Genomic DNA, 19787 nt, shown 5'->3' on the forward strand with positions numbered 1-19787 from the left:
CTTACAGCCCCAAGGTCGTTGCAGGAAATCCGGGCGCACTCTTATTGTGCAGCCATTCGTTCAAGGTCTCGCGCAGCAAGACCCGGCGCTCGGGCTCTGTCCCAGTCACCCCCATACAACGCTCTGGATCAAGGCGCTGCAACACCCAGCTCGGTGACCAGATCGTACTGGGCAGATCCAGACGATCAGCCGCAGGACTGCGACGGCACGTCAGAAGATGATCCCAAGTGCGGCGCCACTGAACAAACCGGGCATGGCGGCGCACCAGTTCGTCATAGTTACAGGCCAGCAAGGTCATGCGCCGACCACTGCCCGCCCATGCCTGCAAAGACTCCACCACCGCCCGCTCACCCAAGGGCCAATCATGAAAATCGGCATCACTGAGGATGATCTCGCGCCAGCCTTGGGCAGCTGCGGCGGCCAGTGCATCGCGCACCAACTGCTGGAATGCCTCACGCCCCTGAAAACGGCCCTGAGGCAAAAAATCCGCAGATGTGTCCACCATATCAACGCTCAGAATTTGCAGGCTGGGCATGCAGCCAACCGGCATCACACCAAGAGGACAACAGTTCTAACGCATCGTCACTGGCACGGGCCAGCGCACGGGCATCGAGCGCACGGCCATTGGCTAACTGGCGCATCAGTTGCGCATCTTCGCCTGCGGCGCGGTAACTCTCACCATTGATGAAAACATGGTCGGCGTCATACATCATGCGGGTGCGCCGATCCAGCACTACCTGTTCCAACATGACCCCTTCTGGCCCTGGTTCAAACCAAACATTGGACTTCGGTTCAGTGAGGTACTCTCCCAAGGCACGTTCTAGGGCACGCGGCTGCTGTAAAGCCCATTCCAGTGCCTGACGGGCAAAGTCATGCAAGGCTGGGGGAATTTCTGCGGCCTCGGCCACGGCAACCTGTTGCGGATCACGGTAAAGCTGTTGATCTTGCTCGCCCTCATCCTCATCGGCCAGACGCACCAGCAGCTCTTGCGCCAAATTGACGCGCTCTGGCACACGAAAACCGACCGAATAGGTCATACAGTCGCCGCCCTCCGCAATGCCATCGTGTGCCCAACCGGGTGGCAGATAGAGCATGTCGCCCGGCTCCAACACATATTCTTCCTCTGGCTCAAACTGGGCCAGAATTTTCATGGGCACATCGTCACGCAACGTCAGATTTTTCTGGCGGCCAATGCGCCAACGGCGGCGTCCCTGGGCCTGAAGCAAGAACACGTCATAACTGTCAAAATGCGGCCCTACGCCACCACCATCGGTGGCATAGCTGATCATCAAATCATCCAACCGCGCATCGGGCACAAAACGGAATTGCTGCATCAGTGCGTGAATGGCATCGTGGTGCAAATCCACCCCCTGCACCAACAAAGTCCAGTGGGGACGTTGCAAAGGTGGCAAAGCCCGCCGTGATAGCGGGCCATGCCGCAGCGACCAAACACCTTCGACCTGTTGCACCAAACGCGACTCCACGCCCTCTTGGGCAGCCAGCGCAAACAATGCAGGGCGTGACAGCGGTGCCTTGAAACCAGCAATGGCTTGGCGTACCAATAAGGGCTTTTTCTGCCAATGACGACGCATGAACTGTGCAGGCGTCAGGCCAGCCAACAAGGCGAGGGGTTGCTTGGTATCCATGACAAAAATTCCGGCCCGGCAAAGGGCCTGTTGGTCAAACTGCGACAATTCTCCTATGGAAATCACCGAACAATGCGTAGTCGCACTCACCTGGACCCTGACCGACACCCTTGGCGAAGAGCTGGATGTATTGGAGGAACCCGTAGAATTTTTGGTGGGGGGCGATGATTTGCTGACCCGAATCGAAGAAGCCCTGCAAGGGTACAGCACAGGCGCAACACTGTCGCTGCACATCGAACCAGAAGAAGCGTTTGGCGACTTCAATGACCAATTGCTCTTTTTAGAGCCACGCAGCCTCTTTCCCACAGAAACAGAAGAAGGCATGGTGTTTGAAGGCCATGCTCTGCCCCCCGGCTGCAACCCCGATATGCCACACGATGCCATCTACACGGTGGCCGAGCTGTACCCCGACCATGTGGTGTTGGACGGCAACCACCCCTTGGCCGGAATCGCCATTCGGCTGCACCTGAAAGTTTGTGGCGTGCGTGAGGCCACGGAAGAAGAAATCGGCAGCGGCACCGCCGGAACTGGTTTTTTCCGCATTCAACCGCCAGCCCCTAACCAGCCCTTACTGCACTAGCACCGTGGGCAGGCACTGGCCTGCCCAACGCGCTCAATAGCGGGAAATCTGCCCTTGGTAGACCCGCACCCGATCGCCGGTACGCAAATCGCCCGGCGAAGGCACATCGTAGGAACGGGAACCGCCCCGATCCATGCGCAGGGTAATACGATAGCTGCGGGCATAGCCACCGCCACCAGAACGCTCCTCAATGGCATTGCCTACCACGGCACCGCCCACCACCCCTGCGGCAGTGGCTACCGCACGGCCACCACCGTGACCAATCTGGTTGCCCAACACGCCACCAATCACGGCGCCAGCCACCGCGCCAGCCCCAGAGGTCTGCCGTTGGTGTGATTGCAACACGTCAATTCGCGTGACATGGGCATATTCCGTACCCCGCGGAGCAGCGGCTGGACGACTCTGGTAGGCACCGCTGCTGGCATAAACCGGCTGTGGTGCAGGTTGCTGGGTGGCACAGGCCGTCAAGACAGCACAGGCAATCACAGAGACAGCGCCGGTAGTACAGCGCAAAAAACTTGGCATGGTTCAACAAACTCCTGAAAAATGTGGCGTTCAAGCCGTGCCGGTGGAGCCATAACCGCCCTCACCACGCACACTGTTGGCAGCAAATTCCTGCACAACCTGAAACTGTGCCTGCACCACGGGCACGATCACCAATTGTGCCAACCGCTCCATTGGCTCCACGGTGAAAGGCACGCTGCTGCGGTTCCAAGCACTGATCATCAGTTGACCTTGGTAATCGCTATCGATCAAACCGACCAAATTGCCCAGCACAATGCCATGTTTATGCCCCAGCCCTGAGCGCGGCAAAATCAACCCGGCATAACCCGGATCACACAAATGAATAGCCAGCCCAGTAGGCACCAATTGCCAAGCATTAGGCTCTAAGGTCAGGGGCGCATCCAGACAGGCACGCAAATCCAAACCGGCACTGCCGGGGGTAGCGTAAGCGGGCAGTTGCTCTGCCATGCGTGCATCCACAATTTTGACGTCAATTTTCAATTTTTTCTTTCATGGTGACGCCGTTGCGCCAAAGAACGGATTTCTTGTTGGAGTCGCTGTAAACCAGAACGGGCTATATCAGAGGCAGGTGCTTGGTCAGACAAAGCCGCCAGCGCCCGTCCCCCAGCAAACCAGACGGCAACCATCAGTATCAGCAAAGGCACCGAGCCATGATCAAGCAACAGCCAAGCCGCCAAATGGGCCAGTGTCAACCAAAGCAGAACGGTACGCCCCTTGTGCAACGCCGAGAGTACCGCAGCCCATTGGGTGGCTAACGGCAATGTGGGTTGCGCAGTAGTGGTGGTTGCTTTGGAGGCTTTGACCGAGGAGGCAGTGCTGCTTGTGGAAGGCGCTTGCGGGCTGGCAGTCGGTGGTGGTGCAGCCGTGGTCAAGTGCTCTAAATAGCGCACAAAGTCACCGTTGGGTGGTGTGTCCCAGTTGTTTTGGTAAGGGTTGAGGGACATCAGTGACCTCCAGCAATAGCTTTAAACCGCTTTGGAATCCAAGGGCAGGCGCTGAGCAATCTCCACAACCAACTGCTGTGCCAACTCCCGCTTGGAAGCATGGGGCAGTTCGCGGTGGCCTGCCGCATCCACCAACAACAACGCATTGTCATCGCGGCCAAAGGTGGCTGGGCCAATATTACCCACCAGCAACGGCACGCCTTTGCGCTCCCGCTTGGCCGTAGCGTGTTGCAGCAAATCATGGCTTTCAGCGGCAAAACCCACGCAAAATAAGTCGCCAGTCTGCGCCCGCTCCGACTGCGCTACCGTGGCCAGAATATCCGGATTTTCGACAAAAGACAGCCCAGGCACTTCGCCCGAACCATCTTTTTTGATTTTTTGCTGCGAGGAATGGGCCGGACGCCAATCGGCCACAGCAGCAGTAGCGATAAAAACGCTGGCCGCTGGGGCTTGCTGCATCACAGCGTGCAGCATCTCTTGGGCTGATTGCACATGAATACGCTGCACGCCTCTGGGCGTAGGCAAATGCACTGGCCCCGCCACCAAGGTCACTTGGGCACCTGCCTCCTGTGCAGCACGGGCAATGGCAAAACCCATTTTGCCGCTGGAGTGGTTGGTGATGCCGCGCACCGGATCGATGGCTTCAAAGGTCGGGCCTGCAGTGATTAACACCTTGCGGCCTGCGAGGCGCTTGGGCGTAAAAAAGGCAATCACCTCTTCCAACAATTCGGCAGGCTCTAGCATCCGGCCATCGCCAGTCTCGCCGCAAGCCTGGTCGCCGTGGCCTACACCCAGTACCACAGCGCCGTCTTGGGCCACTTGTGCCAAGTTGCGTTGTGTGGCCGGGTGCGCCCACATCTCCCGGTTCATGGCCGGTGCCAGCAGCAACGGCACACGTTCTATCGGGCGGGCCAAACACATCAAACTGAGCAGCTCGTCGGCCCGGCCTTGTACCAACCGAGCGATAAAGTCGGCGCTGCACGGTGCCAACAAAATAGCATCGGCCTCGCGGCTGAGGTTGATATGCGGCATGTTGTTGGCCTCGCGCGCATCCCATTGCGAGCCATACACAGGCCGATTGGACAGCGCCTGCATCGTCACTGGGGTGATGAACTGCGCAGCCGCCTCGGTCATCACCACCTGTACGGTAGCCCCCGCCTTGATCAACAGGCGACACAAGTCCGCCGATTTATAACAAGCCACGCCCCCACTGAGGCCCAGCACAATATGTTTACCAGCAAGCTCTTTCATAGGGGCGCAATTTAGCAGAGACCCCACAGCACAAAGGAGGCCACCTATAATTCCGATTTCCCACCCCCTATAAATGACATGACCAAATTTGTCTTCGTCACCGGCGGTGTGGTGTCTTCCCTGGGCAAGGGAATCGCCTCAGCCTCCCTTGCCGCGATTCTCGAATCGCGGGGCCTCAAAGTCACCCTCATCAAGCTCGACCCTTACATCAACGTCGATCCGGGCACCATGTCGCCATTCCAGCATGGCGAGGTTTTTGTGACCGACGACGGCGCCGAAACCGACCTCGACCTGGGCCACTATGAGCGTTTCATCGAAACGCGCATGAAGAAGTCCAACAACTTCACCACGGGCAAAATTTACCAGTCGGTGCTAGAAAAAGAGCGCCGGGGTGATTACCTCGGCAAGACCGTGCAGGTCATTCCACATGTGACCAACGAGATCCAAGAGTACATCAAACGCGGTGCAGGCATTGGCACGCCCGATGCAGTGGATGTAGCCATCTGCGAAATCGGTGGCACGGTAGGCGATATTGAATCACTGCCCTTCTTAGAGGCCGTGCGCCAATTGAGCCTCAAGCTCGGCCCCAACAACGCCGCTTTTGTCCACCTCACCTACTTGCCTTGGATTGCAGCTGCGGGCGAACTCAAGACCAAGCCCACCCAGCACACCGTGCAAGAGTTGCGCAAAATCGGTATCCAACCCGATGCGCTGCTGTGCCGTGCCGAGCACAAGGTGCCACCCGACGAGCGCGCCAAAATCTCGCTGTTTACCAACGTGCCCGAGTGGGGCGTGATCAGCATGTGGGATGTAGACACCATCTACAAAGTACCGCGCATGTTGCACGAACAGGGCTTGGATGGCCTGATTTGCGACCGTTTGCGCCTGCACACTCCCCCCACCAGCCTCAAACGCTGGGATGCACTGGTCTATGAAACCGAGCATCCGCAAGGCCAAGTCCGGATTGCCATGGTGGGCAAATACGTTGATTTGTCCGACAGCTACAAATCGGTCAATGAGGCACTGCGCCACGCCGGTATGCAAAGCCATGTGCGCGTCAAAATTGACCACATCGACTCCGAAACCATCACCCCTGAGGGCGTAGCCAGCTTGGGGCAGTACGATGCCATTTTGGTGCCCGGTGGTTTTGGTCAACGCGGTGTAGAAGGCAAAATTTGCACAGCCCAATATGCCCGTGAGCACCAAGTGCCCTATCTGGGCATCTGCTTGGGAATGCAAGTGGCTACCATCGAATATGCCCGCCATGTGGCCGGTTTGGCAGGTGCCAACAGCACCGAGTTTGACCCCCAAACCAAGCACCCGGTTATCGCACTCATCACCGAGTGGAAAGATGCTGATGGCAGCATCCAAAAGCGCAATGCAAGTTCCGACTTGGGCGGCACCATGCGCCTGGGCGCACAAAGCTCGGATGTGGCTCCCGGCACCTTGGCGCACAGCATCTATGGCGATGTGGTCACCGAGCGCCACCGTCACCGCTACGAAGCCAACGTCAACTACCTCGACAAGCTGCGCAAGGCCGGGTTGGTGATTTCTGCCCTAACGCAGCGTGAGCACCTGACCGAAATCGTTGAACTGCCACAAAATGTCCACCCGTGGTATGTGGGTGTGCAGTTCCACCCCGAGTTTAAATCAACACCGTGGGCTGGTCATCCGCTGTTCAATGCCTTTATCAAGGCAGCCATTGCCCACCAGCAAGCGCAAAAACCAGCACAAGCAGCTCCAGCCACCACCACGGAGGCCAACGCATGAAGCTGTGTGGCTTTGATGTCGGCCTGGATCAGCGGTTCTTTCTGATCGCGGGGCCGTGCGTGATCGAATCTGAACAATTGCAGATGGATGTGGCCGGGCAACTGAAGGAAATCTGCGCCAGCTTGGGTATTCCATTCATCTTCAAGAGCAGCTTTGACAAGGCCAACCGCTCCTCCGGCACCAGCTTTCGTGGCCCCGGTATGGAAAAAGGGCTAGAAATTCTGGCCAAAATCAAGCGCGAGCTGAATGTGCCGGTGCTCACCGATGTGCATACCGAGGCCGAGGTGCCCCATGTGGCAGCTGTGGTTGATGTGCTGCAAACCCCGGCCTTTTTGTGCCGCCAAACCGACTTTATCCACGCTGTGGCGCAGTCGGGCAAGCCGGTGAACATCAAAAAGGGGCAATTTTTGGCTCCACACGACATGAAAAATGTCATCGACAAAGCCCGCGCCGCTGCCCGCGAAGCAGGCTTGCCCGAAGACAACTTCATGGCCTGTGAGCGCGGTGCCAGCTTTGGTTACAACAATCTGGTCTCAGACATGCGCAGCTTGGCGATTTTGCGCGAAACCGGTGCGCCGGTGGTGTTTGATGCCACGCACAGCGTGCAACTGCCCGGGGGCCAAGGCACCAGCAGCGGCGGCCAGCGCGAGATGGTGCCCGTGCTGGCCCGTGCTGCTGTGGCTGTGGGCGTGGCGGGGTTGTTTATGGAAACCCACCCCAACCCGGCCCAAGCCCTGAGCGATGGCCCCAATGCTGTGCCGCTCAAGCACATGAAGGCGCTGCTAGAAACCCTGGTGGCGCTAGACACCGTGACCAAAAAGAACGGTTTTCTCGAAGACCACTTCAGCGCCTGAAGTAGCCTCCTCCCTGTTTGTTAGCTAGAAATGGAAAAATACCATGAGTGCAATCGTTGATATCGTAGGCCGCGAAGTACTAGACAGCCGTGGCAACCCCACCGTCGAATGTGACGTGCTGCTCGAATCGGGCGTGATGGGCCGTGCTGCCGTACCTTCGGGTGCCTCCACCGGCTCGCGTGAAGCCATTGAACTGCGCGATGGCGACAAAGGCCGCTACTTGGGCAAGGGCGTGCTCAAGGCCGTAGAACACATCAACAGCGAAATCGCCGAAGCCATTCTGGGCTTGGACGCGGCTGAACAAGCCTTCCTAGACAAAACCCTGATTGACTTGGACGGCACCGATAACAAAGGCCGTTTGGGTGCCAATGCCATTTTGGCTGTGTCGATGGCTGTGGCCCGTGCTGCCGCTGAAGAGGCAGGCCTGCCCCTGTACCGCTACTTTGGCGGCATGGGTGCAGTGCAAATGCCCGTGCCCATGATGAACGTGATCAACGGCGGCGCACATGCCAACAACTCGCTGGACATCCAAGAGTTCATGATTATTCCAGTGGGCGCACCCACGTTCCGCGAAGCCATTCGCTGGGGCGCTGAAGTGTTCCACGCCCTGAAAAAAATCATCCACGACAAAGGCATGAGCACCGCCGTGGGTGACGAAGGTGGTTTTGCACCTTCCGTCGAGAACCACGAAGCCGCTATCCAACTGATTTTGCAAGCCATCGATGCCGCCGGTTACACCGCTGGCGAACAAATCGCCTTGGGCTTGGACTGTGCTGCCAGCGAGTTCTACAAAGACGGCCACTACGTACTGGAAGGCGAAGGTGGCCTCAAACTCACGGCCCAGCAATGGACGGACATGCTGGCTACTTGGTGCGACAAGTACCCCATCATCAGCATCGAAGACGCGATGCACGAAGGCGATTGGGACGGCTGGAAGCACATCACAGAGCGTTTGGGCAAAAACGTGCAATTGGTGGGTGATGATTTGTTCGTGACCAACACCAAGATTTTGCAAGAGGGCATCGACAAGGGCATCTCCAACTCGATCCTCATCAAGATCAACCAAATTGGCACCCTGTCTGAGACATTCGCCGCCATCGAGATGGCCAAGCGCGCCGGTTACACCGCCGTCATCAGCCACCGCTCGGGCGAAACCGAAGACAGCACCATTGCCGACATTGCCGTAGGCACCAACGCTGGTCAAATCAAAACCGGTAGCCTGAGCCGTTCCGACCGCATGGCCAAGTACAACCAACTGCTGCGCATCGAAGAAGACTTGGGCGAAGTGGCTTATTACCCAGGCCGTCGCGCGTTCTACAACCTGCGTTAAACCACTGATGCACCTGCCCTTGGCAAACTCGTCACCTGAACGGCAAACGCTATGACCCCACGCATTGTGGTTCCGGTGGTCTTGCTCACCTTGTTGGCGATGCTGCACGCCCAGCTTTGGCAAGGGCGGGGCAGCATTCCCTATGTGCGGGAGATGCGCCAGAAAATCGCACTCCAGCAAGAAACCAATGCCAAGGCGCTGGCAGAAAACCAACGCCTACAGTCCGAGGTACAAGACCTTAGGGAAGGGCTGGACATGGTAGAAGAAAAAGCCCGCAGCGAGCTGGGCATGGTCAAGCAGGGCGAGATTTTTGTGCAATACACCCCGCGTTGATTTTTTCCATGCCACCCGCACCAGCACCACTGGGTGGCAAGGTTTTTAATGCACGCTGTCAGGCACAGGTGGCTGCTGTGCTGGTGATGCAAAAATCTGTGCCGCATCTACCGGGTCAAAGCGGTATTGCTGGCCGCAGTATTCACAGCCCACTTCAATTTGCCCCTGCTCGGCCAGCACGCTCTCGGCTTCGGCCACCCCCAAGCTCTGTAACATGCGGCTCACGCGCTCACGGCTGCAAGAGCAGGCAAAGCGCGGGCCTTGCTCGCCTTGCAGAGGTTCAAAGCGCAGCAGTTTTTCTTCCCAAAACAGGCGACGCAAAATGGTGTCTACATCCAGCGTCAGCAGCTCGTCGCGGGTCAGGCTGGCCGCCAAATGGGCAATACGGTTGTAGTCTTCATTCAGGCCCATTTGATCGGCTTCGGCGCTGTGGGCGTGGCTTTGGGCAAGGTTGCCTTCGCCCTTCATCGGCATACGCTGTACCAACAGCCCGGCAGCCACACTGTCATTGGCCGCTAGCACCAGCGTTGCATCCAATTGTTCGGATTGCAGCATGTAATGCGATAGCACATCCCCCAAGTGGTCGAGCTTGCGCCCCTGCGCATCTACCAGTGGCACTACCCCTTGGTAGGGCTGCTGGCCCGGAAACCTGTCTTTGGGGTCTAAGGTGATGGCACAGCGGCCACCACCATGCACATTCACCAAATGGCTCAGGGCAGCGTCATCGGCCACGGCCCCTTTGAGCGTGGCAGTGGCGCGCAATTGCAAATCCGATTGCACTTCGGCTACTGCTACCTTGACGGGGCCATCCCCAAAAATTTGCAGTACCAGTGCCCCATTGAACTTGATACCCGATTGCATCAATACCCCTGCCGCCACCATCTCACCCAGCAGCTCACGCACTGGCACAGGGTAGGGGCCAGTGGCCGTATTAGCAGTGCGGCGTTGCAAAATTTCAACCCAAGCATCGGTCAGACGCACAATGGCCCCACGCACGGGCTGGCCGTCAAACAAGAATTTGTGAAGTTCAGACACGCAAAAATTTTCCTGCAATCAAAAAAGAACGATCAGCCGATTTTTCGTAGTCCACCGCGAAAGCGGCGGGCATTGTCAATGTAATGGGCTGCGCTGCGGCGCAAGCCTTCTATCTGCTCTGGGGTGAGTTGGCGCACCACTTTGGCCGGAGTGCCCATAATCATGGAGCCATCAGGAAACTCCTTGCCCTCCGTGACCAAAGAGCCTGCGCCCACCAAGCAATGACGGCCAATGCGGGCGCCATTGAGCACCACAGCGCCAATCCCAATCAAGGACTCATCACCAATCGTGCAACCATGCAGCGTCACTTGGTGGCCCACCGTCACGCGCTCGCCCACCACCAAAGGCTGCCCCGCATCGGCGTGTAGCACGCAAGCATCTTGGATATTGCTGCCCGCACCAATGGTGATGGCATCGGTATCACCACGCACCACCGTGCCAAACCAAACGCTAGCCTCCTCACCCAGTATCACTTGGCCGATGACTTGGGCGCTATCAGCCACCCACGCCAACGCTGCCACCTGCGGCACCATGCCATCGAGTTCATAAATTGCCATTGGGATTTGTCGTCCTGTGAATGCGATTGCCTAGAATTGTAGAGATGGAACTCCGCCACCGTGCCTTACAGGTTTTGTGCCTTGCCCACCCCGACGAAAAAGCCACTGCTGCACTGGCCTTGTATGCTGTGGCAGATCAGTGCAGCATCGCCACCACGGCACCTGTGCCACCCTCAAACCCCGAAGCTTTACCAGGTCGGCCAGAGCGCCCCGTGCTGCTGCACCACACCGCTGTCAAACGCCGTTCGCCAGCCACCCCTGAGGGCCGTGCCATATTGCTGCATGCCATTGCACACATCGAGTTCAATGCCATCAATTTGGCACTGGATGCCATTTGGCGCTTTGATGGTATGCCAGCGGCCTTTTACCAAGACTGGTTGCGGGTGGCTGCCGAAGAAGCCAAACACTTTCAATTGCTCCGGGACTTGTTGCGCACACTGGGCCATGACTACGGGGACTTTCCAGCCCACCAAGGGCTATGGACGATGTGCGAAAAGACCCAACACGACATCGTGGCCCGCATGGCGCTGGTGCCACGCACACTAGAGGCCCGTGGACTGGACGCCACGCCACTGATACAGCAAAAACTGCGGCAGGCCGGCACCACCGATGCACTGCAAGCTGTGGCTGTTCTAGACATCATCCTGCGTGAAGAAGTTGGCCATGTTGCCATCGGCAACCACTGGTACCGTTGGCTTTGCGTGCGCGATGGCCTGAATCCAGAAACACACTACACCACGCTGGTGCAGCACTACCAAGCCCCCCGACCCAAGCCACCATTCAACGAAACTGCCCGACGGCAAGCTGGCTTTACGGATACCGAGCTGGCTTGGCTGCTGTATACAGACTGACCCTGTGTCCAGACACGGCCTCCATACTTCCTAAAATAGCCAGACAGCTGCACTCAGCAGCACCTACCGGAAAAAATACACACCATGTCGAGCACATCCGCCGATCAGACCAGCGCCACCATGATCGCCCGTCAGGCCATCGTTAATGCCCAACATATCGTCATCGGCTACGAACTGTTCAACCGCTCTCGCCCTGAACCCACCCATACGGCTGCCACTGATGTTGCGCTGGTATTTACCGCCCTCTCGCACGCGGGCACCGATGAACTGGTCGGAAAGAAACTGATCTTCGTCAATTGCACCCACGAAAGCCTGGTCGGTGGGCACCTGGAACTGGTAGACCCAGAAAAGGTGGTACTAGAAATCCCACCACTGGGCCATGCGGCCTCTGAAGAAGTAGCCGCCCGCTTGCCCACCTTGGCCGCCTTGCGTGCCCGTGGCTTTCACCTTGCGTTTAACCATACGGTGCTGCAATCGGCCTACATGCCTTGGTTGCCACTGGCCGACTACATCAAACTCGACCTGTCGGTGCTGGCCCCCGACCAGCTGGCCGTGCTGATCAACTACGCCCAGCGTCACAGTGAAGCCGATTTGATTGCCGAAAAAGTAGAAACTGCCCAACAGTACGACATGGTTTCCACCCAAGGCGTACAGATGTTCCAAGGCTACTGGTTTGCCCGGCCCGCCTTGGTGCGCGCCAAACTGGTCTCGCCTGCACAAAGCAGCATTCTGGAGTTGATCAATCTGGTGCGCAAGCAAGCCAGCACCGAAGATATCGAAGAAGTCCTGAAAAAGGATGCGGGGCTGGCATTCAACCTGATGCGACTCATCAACTCATCGGGCTTCGGCCTGGCCCGCGAGATCACTTCGTTCCGACAGGCAGTGATGCTGATGGGCCTGAAAAAACTCTTCCGCTGGGCGGCCCTGCTCTTGACCACATCACGCCAAGGAGGCACCCCTCCCTCCGTTGGTCAAACCGCCGTGGTGCGGGGAAGGCTGATGGAACTCTTGGCCTTGGAGAAGAAATTGCCACAAGATGAAACCGATCAAGCCTTTGTGATCGGCATCTTCTCTTTGCTCGATACCATGTTGGGCATGCCCATGGAGACCGCCCTCAGCTTGGTCAGTGTCCCCCCCAGCACGGAAGCCGCACTGCTACACAATGCAGGCGTGCTGGGCCATCTCTTGTCGCTGGCCAAGGCCTGTGAATCGGGCGATGACAACGCCTTTGACCATGCTGCCACCTCGTTGCAACTGAGCAGCCAACAGATCAACAGCGCCCATTTGCAAGCCCTGGCTTGGGCTGACCACTTTGCTGATTGATCCCCACCGCGGCAAGATGGCATCATCGCTCCTAGAATCGAAGCAAACCCACCTTCTTGTAGCCATGTCCAGCACGCCCGAACTACCCGTCTCAGCCTCTTCTGTCACCCCGGAGGACAACTCTGCGGACAATCTGGCCGTGATTGCACGCCAGGCCATTGTGGACGAGCACCGTGCCGTCTTTGGCTACGAACTTTTCGACCGCTCCACGGCCTCCAATGCCCACAGTGCCGACAGCGATGCAGCACTGTTGTTCAATGCCCTGTCTTACATCGGCACCGAATCCTTGGTCGGGCAAAAACTGGTGTTTATCAACTGCACCCACGAAAGTCTTTCTGGGGGCCATCTGGAGCTGATTCACCCCGAAAAGGTAGTGTTGGAAGTACCGGCCCTGCCCCAAGGCGCCAGCCACGAGGACATTGAAAGCCGTCGCCCCGTCTTAGAACAACTGCGCCGCCAAGGCTTTCGCTTGGCCTTCAGCGAGCAAGTGCTGACCCCAGACTACCTCAGCTGGTTGAACTTGGCAGCTTTTGTCAAGCTGGACATGACCACCTTCCCAGCCGAACAAGCCAAACCCTTGGTGCGTTTTGCCCAAGAACACAGTTCGGCCCGTTTGGTAGCAGAAAAGGTGGAATCCGCAGAGCAGCATCAGCTGATGGCTAGCTTGGGCGTGCATCTGTTCCAAGGCTACTGGTTTGCCAAACCTGCACTGGTCAAGGCCCATACCATCCGGCCATCGCAGGCCACAGTGATTCAGTTGATCAATTTGGTGCGCAAGCAAGCCACCACAGCAGAAATTGAAGACCTGCTCAAAAAAGACCCCACCCTGTCTTTTAACCTGTTGCGCTTCATCAACTCTTCAGGCTTTGGTTTGTCGTGCGAAATCACGTCCTTCCGGCATGCCGTCATGATTCTGGGTCTGCGCAAGCTGTTTCGCTGGGCAGCCTTGCTCTTGACAACATCACGGGCTGGTGGCTCGGCCCCTGCGGTCGGCACGACTGCCGTGGTACGAGGCCGACTGATGGAGTTGCTTGCCGCCGAACTGATGCCCCCCGAAGAATGCGACAACGCCTTTGTGGTCGGGGTGTTTTCGCTGCTAGACACCATGCTCGGTCTACCGATGGACAAGGCCTTGGAGTCGCTGGCCCTGCCCCAACCCGTAGTAGATGCACTATTGCACAATACCGGGCCTTTCGCACCATTTTTGGCCCTCACCAAAGCCTGCGAGAGTGGTGATGAGGCGGCCTTTGCCCTCAATGCCGAGGAACTGCACCTGTCCAACCGCCAAGTCAATTGGGCACACTTGCAAGCTCTGACCTGGGCAGAAAACCTCGACACCATGTAAGCCCCTTCCAGTGGCGTGGCTTGAGCGCCCAGATGCTACTGCCCCCAGCAAGGCTCTGGCGTACACACCACGGCTGCGTTGAGTCTTCTGATGTCTGCCATGCTGTGCAGCACAGCATGGGGCCGTCCACGCAGACCCGATTCAGCGACACGAAAAACTGGTAGGATTCCCGCGCGCCTGCCACATTTTGTTTCAAGAATATGGCTCGGCATTTTTATACCACTGATAAAAAATGGTGTTTCTCAGATTATCCATACAGGAGAACATTTCTTGATTCACTCCGACTGGAATAATTCAACCTTCTGGTCGCCCGTCACGTTGGGACTGGCCGGAAGTCTGGCAGTCATGGCCGTGGGCGGCTTCACACTGCTGCCCATCCTGTTGGCGGTGGCTTTGTTGGCCGCAGGTGTTTTTCTGGGTTGGCAAGCCCAACTCAATAAGCACAAGCAACTAGAGGCCCATTTGGTCAAGTTTTTGGCCGGGCAGCGGGAATTTGGCGAGAAGGTCACGCCCGTCTGGGCCGGACATATCAGCAACTCACGCACCCAGATGGAATCGGCCATCACCGCACTGACCAGCCGCTTCAGCGAAATCGTGCAACGGTTAGAAAAAACCGTTGCGGCAGCCAGTCAAGCCAGCACCTCCAGTGATGGACAAGGCTTGGACTTGGTAGATGTGGTGGCCCAGAGCCAACAAGAACTGACACAAGTCCTGACGTCGCAAACTTCGGCCATGAACAGCATGGCAGGCATGCTGGAGAAAGTGCAGTCTCTCAACCAGTTCACTAAACAGTTGGAAGACATGGCTACCGATGTAGCCAAGATTGCTTCTCAGACCAACCTACTGGCCCTGAATGCCGCCATTGAGGCGGCCCGCTCTGGAGAGCATGGGCGCGGCTTTGCCGTGGTAGCCAAAGAGTTCCGGATGCTCTCCAACCAGTCTGGAGAAACTGGCCGACGCATTGCCGAAATGGTCAAGGTCATCAGCGAGGCCATCAGCAGCACTTGCAACGCAGCACAACAATCGGTTCATCAAGAAGACCAAGCCATGCAGGCTTCGCAAGACCGCATTGTGAGCGTGCTAGAGAACTTTCGCAATATTGCCAGTGGTCTGATGGCATCCAGCGATTTGCTCAAACAGGAAAGCATGGCTATCCACGGCGATATTGGTGAAGCTTTAGTGAATTTGCAGTTCCAAGACCGAGTGAGTCAGATTCTGGTGCAGGTGGAGGGGAACATCCAGCAAATTCCCGTCTATTTCCTACGACATGAACAAGACTGCTTGAGTCGTGGAGACATGGCCCCGCTGGATGCCGAAGAATTTTTGGCCGAAATGCGTAAAACCTATGTCATGAAAGACCAGCATCTGGCACATGACCACAAAAGGATTGGCCCAGCCAGCCCCGCCAAAGCTGGTGCCGAAAAAACCGCTTCACCCACAACCACGTCCTCTGCGGACGATGACATTACTTTCTTTTAGGACGGCAGATGGCAAAAACAATCATGATTGTGGACGATTCAGCCTCTATCCGCATGGTGGTAGGTATCGCGCTGCGCGGTGCCGGCTACGAGGTAATCGAAGCCAAAGATGGCAAGGATGCTGTGGACAAACTCACAGGGCAAAAGGTGCATCTGATCATCAGCGATGTGAACATGCCCGTGATGGATGGCATCAGCTTTGTCAAGGCGGTCAAACAAATGCCCAATTACCGTTTCACCCCCATCATCATGCTCACCACCGAGTCGGATGAATCCAAGAAACGCGAGGGCCAGGCCGCTGGTGCTAAAGCTTGGGTGGTCAAGCCCTTCAAGCCGGAACAAATGCTCGGCGCCGTGCAGAAACTCTGTCTGCCCTAACACCGGCTGTTGCACCATGACAACCGCTACGTCCCTCCCGGTGTCCTTGCGCATCGATGGTGAAATGACCATCTACCGCGCGGCGGAACTCAAACAGTTGCTGTTGGAACCACTGCAACCCCATGCCACCGTCGAAGTCAATCTCTCTGGGGTCACGGAACTGGATACCGCCGGGTTGCAACTGCTGCTGCTGGCCAAACGTACTGCGCTCCAACAAGAAGGGCAATTGCGTCTGGTGGGCCACAGTCCGGCAGTGCTCAATGTGTTTGATCTGCTGAACTTGGCAGCCTACTTTGGCGACGACCTGGTCATCGCACACCCACCAGGCGCAGCACGCAACTGATCACAGGGGCCATCCCTGCAAGAAGGTCTGTCATGAATCTCGACCAAGCCCTACAAACCTTCCTGGTAGAAAGCCGGGAACTGCTCGAAGAGATGGAAACCTGCCTGCTCTCACTGGAGGAGGCGGAGGAAAAGTCTGAACTCATCAATGCCATTTTTCGGGCTGCCCACACCATCAAAGGTTCTTCTGGGCTGTTTGGTCTTGATGGTGTTGTGGCATTTACCCACGTCACCGAAAGCGTACTAGACCGGGTACGCGATGGCCGCATTGCGATCTCTGACCCCTTGATCGCCCTGCTGCTCTCCTGCCGTGACCACATTGGCACCCTGATTGATGCCGTAGCTGCCGATCAGGATACGACCGACCCCGCCCTGACCGCACAGGGAGCCCCCCTGCTGGAGCAGTTGCGCAGTTACTTGGGTGATCCTGCCACACCTGCCAGCTCCAACCTGGCTCCGGCCTCTGCTGCCGCTACCGAGCACACAGCACAACGCCTGCCACCTGCAATAGCAACACAAGACCATTGGCACATCTCGCTGCGCTTTGGGGCAGATGTGCTGCGCAATGGCATGGACCCCCTGTCATTTCTGCGCTTTTTGGAAACCCTCGGGCAAATTGGCGAAGTGCTGGTACTGCACGACAAGCTGCCCGAAGCCTCCAAGATGGATCCGGAGTCTTGCTATCTCGGTTATGAAATCGAGTTCAACAGCAATGCCTCCAAAGCAGCCATCGAAAACGTCTTCGAGTTTGTGCGCGACGACTGTCAGTTGCACATCGTGCCGCCACACAGCCGCACCAGCGACTACATCCGGATTCTGGAACAAGAGTCCCACGAAGCCTCCACACGCATCGGTGAAATGATGGTGCATTGTGGCGCTCTCACGCAGCAAGAGTTGGATACGGCACTGCACGCCCAAGCGGTAGCACCATCGCCCCCGCCACTGCTGGGCAAAGTGCTGGTGCAACAGCAGGCGGTAGTCCCGGAGGTGGTAGAGGCCGCCGCCAAAAAACAGGCACAACTCAAAGAGCTACATGCCCAAGAGAGCCGCTCCATCCGCATTGACGCCGACAAACTCGATCAATTGATCAATCTGGTCGGTGAGCTGATTATTGTTGGTGCGGGCGTGAACCTGGTGGCACAGCGGGCCAACATCACCGAACTGCAAGAACACACATCCAAACTGTCCAGCTTGGTGGAAGAGGTGCGCGACAGCGCACTGCAACTACGCATGGTCAAAATAGGTGCCACGTTCAGCCGCTTCCAACGGGTGGTGCATGATGTCTCGCGCGAGTTAGGCAAAGACATTGCACTGGTCATCAATGGGGAAGAAACGGAACTGGACAAAACCGTAGTCGAAAAAATTGGCGATCCACTGATGCACCTGGTGCGCAATTCGATGGATCATGGCATTGAATCGGCGGCTGATCGACTGGCACGCAGCAAGCCAGCACAGGGGGTGCTGCGGCTGAATGCCTTTCACGACTCTGGCAGCATCGTCATCACCGTTGAAGATGACGGTGGCGGCCTAAAACGAGACAAAATTCTGAGCAAAGCCATCGAGCGGGGGCTGGTCGAATCCGGGCATCACCTCACGGACAGCGAAGTCTATGCGCTGATTTTTGAACCGGGGTTCTCCACTGCCGATCAAGTCTCCAACCTTTCGGGACGTGGTGTAGGCCTGGACGTGGTCAAGCGCAATATTGCGGCCTTGCGCGGCAGCGTGAGCCTGCACAGTGAAGAAGGCCAAGGCACCACTGTGTCCATTCGCCTACCTTTGACTTTAGCCATCATTGACGGCTTTTTGGTAGAAGTGGACACCTCGGTATTTGCTATTCCGCTGGACATGATCGAAGAATGTGTCGCTTTTTCCGCCGAACCGGGGCACAACTACACCAATCTGCGCGGTGAGATTCTGCCCTTTATCCGCTTACGTGAATTGTTTGATATTCGCACTCCAGCCAAGCGGCGCGAGAACATCGTCGTACTCAAACATTCTGGTCAAAAGGCAGGCTTGGTGGTTGATACCCTGCTGGGAGAGTTTCAGACGGTTATCAAGCCCTTGGGGAAATTGTTCAATCAGGCCCGTTGCATCAGTGGTTCCACCATTCTCGGCAGTGGTGAGGTCGCATTGATTTTGGATGTTCCTGCCCTGATACAGCAAGCCACCCAAGGCCATACAGAATTCAAAAAGAGTGAAGCCCTTGCGTTGGCCTGAAATCCTGCTCTTGCCATGAAATAACACTCCGGCCCGAAGAAAGAACACTATGTTTAGAAACATAAAAATTGGCATTCGATTGGCTATTGGATTCTCCGCCACACTGACTCTTCTGGCGATTGTGGTCGGCATTGGCATGTCCCGCATTAACCAGATTAACGAGGATGTTCGCTCTCTGGTGCAGGAGGATTTTCCTAAAACAGTCATTGCCAACGCCCTGGTAGATGCTGTCAATGTCAATGCGCGGGTACTGCGCAATGCTTATATCTTCAAAGAGACTGAGATCCAAAAAGAATTGGATCGCTTGCCAGAGCAAAGTCGGATCATCTCGGAGAGCCTGGCCAAACTAGACAAAATGATCGAAACAGATGCAGGCAAGGCAAGTCTAGAAAAGGTCAAGGAAGCTCGCGCGGCCTACCTGAAAGAGATGAACCGCTATGTGGATCTGATCAAAGCAAGCCAACGCGAAGAAGCTGCGGGCATGTTGTCTGGCGCATTACGCAATAGCCAAGCCAACTATATTGCGGCGGTGCGAGGTTTGGTAGAGGGTCAAAGCACCCTGATTGTGCAGCGAGGCAAAGATGCTGAAGCCCTGGCAGCCAATGCAGAACGCCTGCTGCTCATCTTGGCAGTGGTGGCGGCCGTCCTGAGTGCGGTGTTGGGCTGGATGATCACCCGCAGTATTACTGCGCCTACGCAGCAACTGATGAACCATGCCAATGACATGGCAGCAGGCAACTTTGGTAATGTGCTGGCCCTGAACCAAAAAGATGAGATAGGTGCCTTGGCTCAATCGCTGGCTACCATGCAGGGTGCAGTGCAAGCCATGATCACCGATGCCAATTTGCTGGTCAATGCTGCCGTGCAAGGCAAACTGGCCACCCGTGCCGATGCCAACAAGCACCAGGGCGATTTCCGCAAGATCGTTCAAGGCGTCAATGACACGCTCGATGCCGTGATTGGCCCGCTCAATGTGGCCGCCAAATATGTCGAGTTGATCGCCATCGGCGACACCCCCAAACCCATCA

The 19787-nt window shown here is 56.9% G+C and carries 21 protein-coding genes; 13 read left to right on the forward strand and 8 right to left on the reverse strand.

Annotation, left to right across the window (positions count from 1 at the left end):
* Position 1: 1 nt before the first annotated feature.
* The gene (locus tag ACFO6X_RS14825; protein ID WP_382434539.1) at positions 2 to 505 is read right to left on the reverse strand and encodes a hypothetical protein; all 504 of its coding nucleotides are present in this window, start codon (positions 503 to 505) and stop codon (positions 2 to 4) included.
* Between the two features lies 1 nt (position 506).
* Complete coding sequence (locus ACFO6X_RS14830) at positions 507 to 1646, reverse strand: JmjC domain-containing protein (protein WP_382434541.1); 1140 nt, start codon at positions 1644 to 1646, stop codon at positions 507 to 509.
* A gap of 55 nt (positions 1647 to 1701) precedes the next feature.
* On the opposite strand from ACFO6X_RS14830, the gene ACFO6X_RS14835 reads away from it, so the two are divergent.
* Positions 1702 to 2226 (forward strand): FKBP-type peptidyl-prolyl cis-trans isomerase, encoded by a 525-nt coding sequence (locus ACFO6X_RS14835; RefSeq protein ID WP_382434543.1) that lies wholly within the window; start codon positions 1702 to 1704, stop codon positions 2224 to 2226.
* A 33-nt stretch (positions 2227 to 2259) separates the two neighbouring features.
* On the opposite strand, the gene ACFO6X_RS14840 is transcribed toward ACFO6X_RS14835, so the two are convergent.
* From ACFO6X_RS14840 to coaBC, 4 genes are read right to left on the reverse strand one after another with little or no spacing between them, the layout of a single operon-like run.
* The gene (locus tag ACFO6X_RS14840) at positions 2260 to 2751 is read right to left on the reverse strand and encodes an outer membrane lipoprotein (protein ID WP_382434545.1); all 492 of its coding nucleotides are present in this window, start codon (positions 2749 to 2751) and stop codon (positions 2260 to 2262) included.
* 30 nt (positions 2752 to 2781) lie between these two features.
* Positions 2782 to 3231 (reverse strand): dUTP diphosphatase, encoded by a 450-nt coding sequence (dut, locus tag ACFO6X_RS14845; RefSeq protein ID WP_382434547.1) that lies wholly within the window; start codon positions 3229 to 3231, stop codon positions 2782 to 2784.
* Entirely contained in the window at positions 3228 to 3695 is a 468-nt protein-coding gene (locus tag ACFO6X_RS14850; protein WP_382434549.1) for a hypothetical protein, read from the reverse strand. The genes dut and ACFO6X_RS14850 overlap by 4 nt, the downstream gene beginning before the upstream one ends.
* 21 nt (positions 3696 to 3716) lie before the next feature.
* Positions 3717 to 4946: a bifunctional phosphopantothenoylcysteine decarboxylase/phosphopantothenate--cysteine ligase CoaBC gene (gene coaBC, locus ACFO6X_RS14855; RefSeq protein ID WP_382434551.1), complete on the reverse strand. Its 1230-nt coding sequence runs from the start codon at positions 4944 to 4946 to the stop codon at positions 3717 to 3719.
* Between the two features lie 78 nt (positions 4947 to 5024).
* On the opposite strand from coaBC, the gene ACFO6X_RS14860 reads away from it, so the two are divergent.
* Genes ACFO6X_RS14860 through ACFO6X_RS14875 form a run of 4 tightly spaced genes read left to right on the forward strand, consistent with a single transcriptional unit; the run spans position 5025 to position 9233 of the window.
* Positions 5025 to 6716 carry a CTP synthase gene (locus ACFO6X_RS14860; RefSeq protein WP_382434553.1) on the forward strand — a complete coding sequence of 564 codons (1692 nt, stop codon included), beginning with the start codon at positions 5025 to 5027 and terminating at the stop codon, positions 6714 to 6716.
* A complete protein-coding gene (gene kdsA / locus ACFO6X_RS14865; protein WP_382434559.1) occupies positions 6713 to 7570 on the forward strand; it encodes a 3-deoxy-8-phosphooctulonate synthase in 858 nt (285 codons plus the stop codon). Before ACFO6X_RS14860 ends, kdsA begins: the two co-directional genes overlap by 4 nt.
* Positions 7571 to 7613: 43 nt before the next feature.
* Complete coding sequence (gene eno / locus ACFO6X_RS14870; protein ID WP_382434561.1) at positions 7614 to 8900, forward strand: phosphopyruvate hydratase; 1287 nt, start codon at positions 7614 to 7616, stop codon at positions 8898 to 8900.
* Between the two features lie 51 nt (positions 8901 to 8951).
* Entirely contained in the window at positions 8952 to 9233 is a 282-nt protein-coding gene (locus ACFO6X_RS14875) for a septum formation initiator family protein (RefSeq protein WP_382434563.1), read from the forward strand.
* 45 nt (positions 9234 to 9278) lie between these two features.
* On the opposite strand, the gene hslO is transcribed toward ACFO6X_RS14875, so the two are convergent.
* A complete protein-coding gene (gene hslO, locus ACFO6X_RS14880; RefSeq protein ID WP_382434565.1) occupies positions 9279 to 10268 on the reverse strand; it encodes an Hsp33 family molecular chaperone HslO in 990 nt (329 codons plus the stop codon).
* Positions 10269 to 10300: 32 nt separating this feature from the next.
* Positions 10301 to 10825, reverse strand: coding sequence for a gamma carbonic anhydrase family protein (locus tag ACFO6X_RS14885; protein ID WP_382434567.1), 525 nt, complete (start codon positions 10823 to 10825; stop codon positions 10301 to 10303).
* Positions 10826 to 10869: 44 nt separating this feature from the next.
* Here ACFO6X_RS14885 and ACFO6X_RS14890 point away from each other — a divergent pair, with 44 nt between their 5' ends.
* The 8 genes from ACFO6X_RS14890 to ACFO6X_RS14925 form a co-directional block, all read left to right on the forward strand.
* Positions 10870 to 11676 (forward strand): ferritin-like domain-containing protein, encoded by an 807-nt coding sequence (locus ACFO6X_RS14890; RefSeq protein ID WP_382434569.1) that lies wholly within the window; start codon positions 10870 to 10872, stop codon positions 11674 to 11676.
* An 84-nt stretch (positions 11677 to 11760) separates the two neighbouring features.
* Positions 11761 to 12999, forward strand: coding sequence for an EAL and HDOD domain-containing protein (locus ACFO6X_RS14895; protein WP_382434571.1), 1239 nt, complete (start codon positions 11761 to 11763; stop codon positions 12997 to 12999).
* A gap of 64 nt (positions 13000 to 13063) precedes the next feature.
* The gene (locus tag ACFO6X_RS14900) at positions 13064 to 14344 is read left to right on the forward strand and encodes an EAL and HDOD domain-containing protein (protein ID WP_382434573.1); all 1281 of its coding nucleotides are present in this window, start codon (positions 13064 to 13066) and stop codon (positions 14342 to 14344) included.
* Between the two features lie 270 nt (positions 14345 to 14614).
* Entirely contained in the window at positions 14615 to 15823 is a 1209-nt protein-coding gene (locus tag ACFO6X_RS14905; protein WP_382434575.1) for a methyl-accepting chemotaxis protein, read from the forward strand.
* Positions 15824 to 15831: 8 nt separating this feature from the next.
* Positions 15832 to 16200 carry a response regulator gene (locus ACFO6X_RS14910; RefSeq protein WP_382434577.1) on the forward strand — a complete coding sequence of 123 codons (369 nt, stop codon included), beginning with the start codon at positions 15832 to 15834 and terminating at the stop codon, positions 16198 to 16200.
* Between the two features lie 40 nt (positions 16201 to 16240).
* Complete coding sequence (locus tag ACFO6X_RS14915; protein ID WP_382434579.1) at positions 16241 to 16543, forward strand: STAS domain-containing protein; 303 nt, start codon at positions 16241 to 16243, stop codon at positions 16541 to 16543.
* Positions 16544 to 16575: 32 nt separating this feature from the next.
* Positions 16576 to 18759 (forward strand): chemotaxis protein CheA, encoded by a 2184-nt coding sequence (locus ACFO6X_RS14920; protein ID WP_382434582.1) that lies wholly within the window; start codon positions 16576 to 16578, stop codon positions 18757 to 18759.
* 49 nt (positions 18760 to 18808) lie between these two features.
* Positions 18809 to 19787, forward strand: a 979-nt coding sequence (locus ACFO6X_RS14925; protein WP_382434584.1) for an MCP four helix bundle domain-containing protein, incomplete at its 3' end; no start/stop codon positions are given.

It is taken from the genome of Giesbergeria sinuosa (genome assembly GCF_042652905.1).
In the GTDB taxonomy this organism is placed as follows: Bacteria; Pseudomonadota; Gammaproteobacteria; order Burkholderiales; family Burkholderiaceae_C; genus Simplicispira; species Simplicispira sinuosa.

Excerpts from the sequence above, each read along its gene's own strand:
- ACFO6X_RS14825 (WP_382434539.1), bottom strand. The coding sequence starts at position 505 with ATGGTGGACACATCTGCGGATTTTTTGCCTCAGGGCCGTTTTCAGGGG.
- ACFO6X_RS14830 (WP_382434541.1), bottom strand. The coding sequence starts at position 1,646 with ATGGATACCAAGCAACCCCTCGCCTTGTTGGCTGGCCTGACGCCTGCA.
- ACFO6X_RS14835 (WP_382434543.1), top strand. The coding sequence starts at position 1,702 with ATGGAAATCACCGAACAATGCGTAGTCGCACTCACCTGGACCCTGACC.
- ACFO6X_RS14840 (WP_382434545.1), bottom strand. The coding sequence starts at position 2,751 with ATGCCAAGTTTTTTGCGCTGTACTACCGGCGCTGTCTCTGTGATTGCC.
- ACFO6X_RS14850 (WP_382434549.1), bottom strand. The coding sequence starts at position 3,695 with ATGTCCCTCAACCCTTACCAAAACAACTGGGACACACCACCCAACGGT.
- coaBC (WP_382434551.1), bottom strand. The coding sequence starts at position 4,946 with ATGAAAGAGCTTGCTGGTAAACATATTGTGCTGGGCCTCAGTGGGGGC.
- ACFO6X_RS14860 (WP_382434553.1), top strand. The coding sequence starts at position 5,025 with ATGACCAAATTTGTCTTCGTCACCGGCGGTGTGGTGTCTTCCCTGGGC.
- kdsA (WP_382434559.1), top strand. The coding sequence starts at position 6,713 with ATGAAGCTGTGTGGCTTTGATGTCGGCCTGGATCAGCGGTTCTTTCTG.
- eno (WP_382434561.1), top strand. The coding sequence starts at position 7,614 with ATGAGTGCAATCGTTGATATCGTAGGCCGCGAAGTACTAGACAGCCGT.
- ACFO6X_RS14875 (WP_382434563.1), top strand. The coding sequence starts at position 8,952 with ATGACCCCACGCATTGTGGTTCCGGTGGTCTTGCTCACCTTGTTGGCG.
- ACFO6X_RS14885 (WP_382434567.1), bottom strand. The coding sequence starts at position 10,825 with ATGGCAATTTATGAACTCGATGGCATGGTGCCGCAGGTGGCAGCGTTG.
- ACFO6X_RS14890 (WP_382434569.1), top strand. The coding sequence starts at position 10,870 with ATGGAACTCCGCCACCGTGCCTTACAGGTTTTGTGCCTTGCCCACCCC.
- ACFO6X_RS14895 (WP_382434571.1), top strand. The coding sequence starts at position 11,761 with ATGTCGAGCACATCCGCCGATCAGACCAGCGCCACCATGATCGCCCGT.
- ACFO6X_RS14900 (WP_382434573.1), top strand. The coding sequence starts at position 13,064 with ATGTCCAGCACGCCCGAACTACCCGTCTCAGCCTCTTCTGTCACCCCG.
- ACFO6X_RS14910 (WP_382434577.1), top strand. The coding sequence starts at position 15,832 with ATGGCAAAAACAATCATGATTGTGGACGATTCAGCCTCTATCCGCATG.
- ACFO6X_RS14920 (WP_382434582.1), top strand. The coding sequence starts at position 16,576 with ATGAATCTCGACCAAGCCCTACAAACCTTCCTGGTAGAAAGCCGGGAA.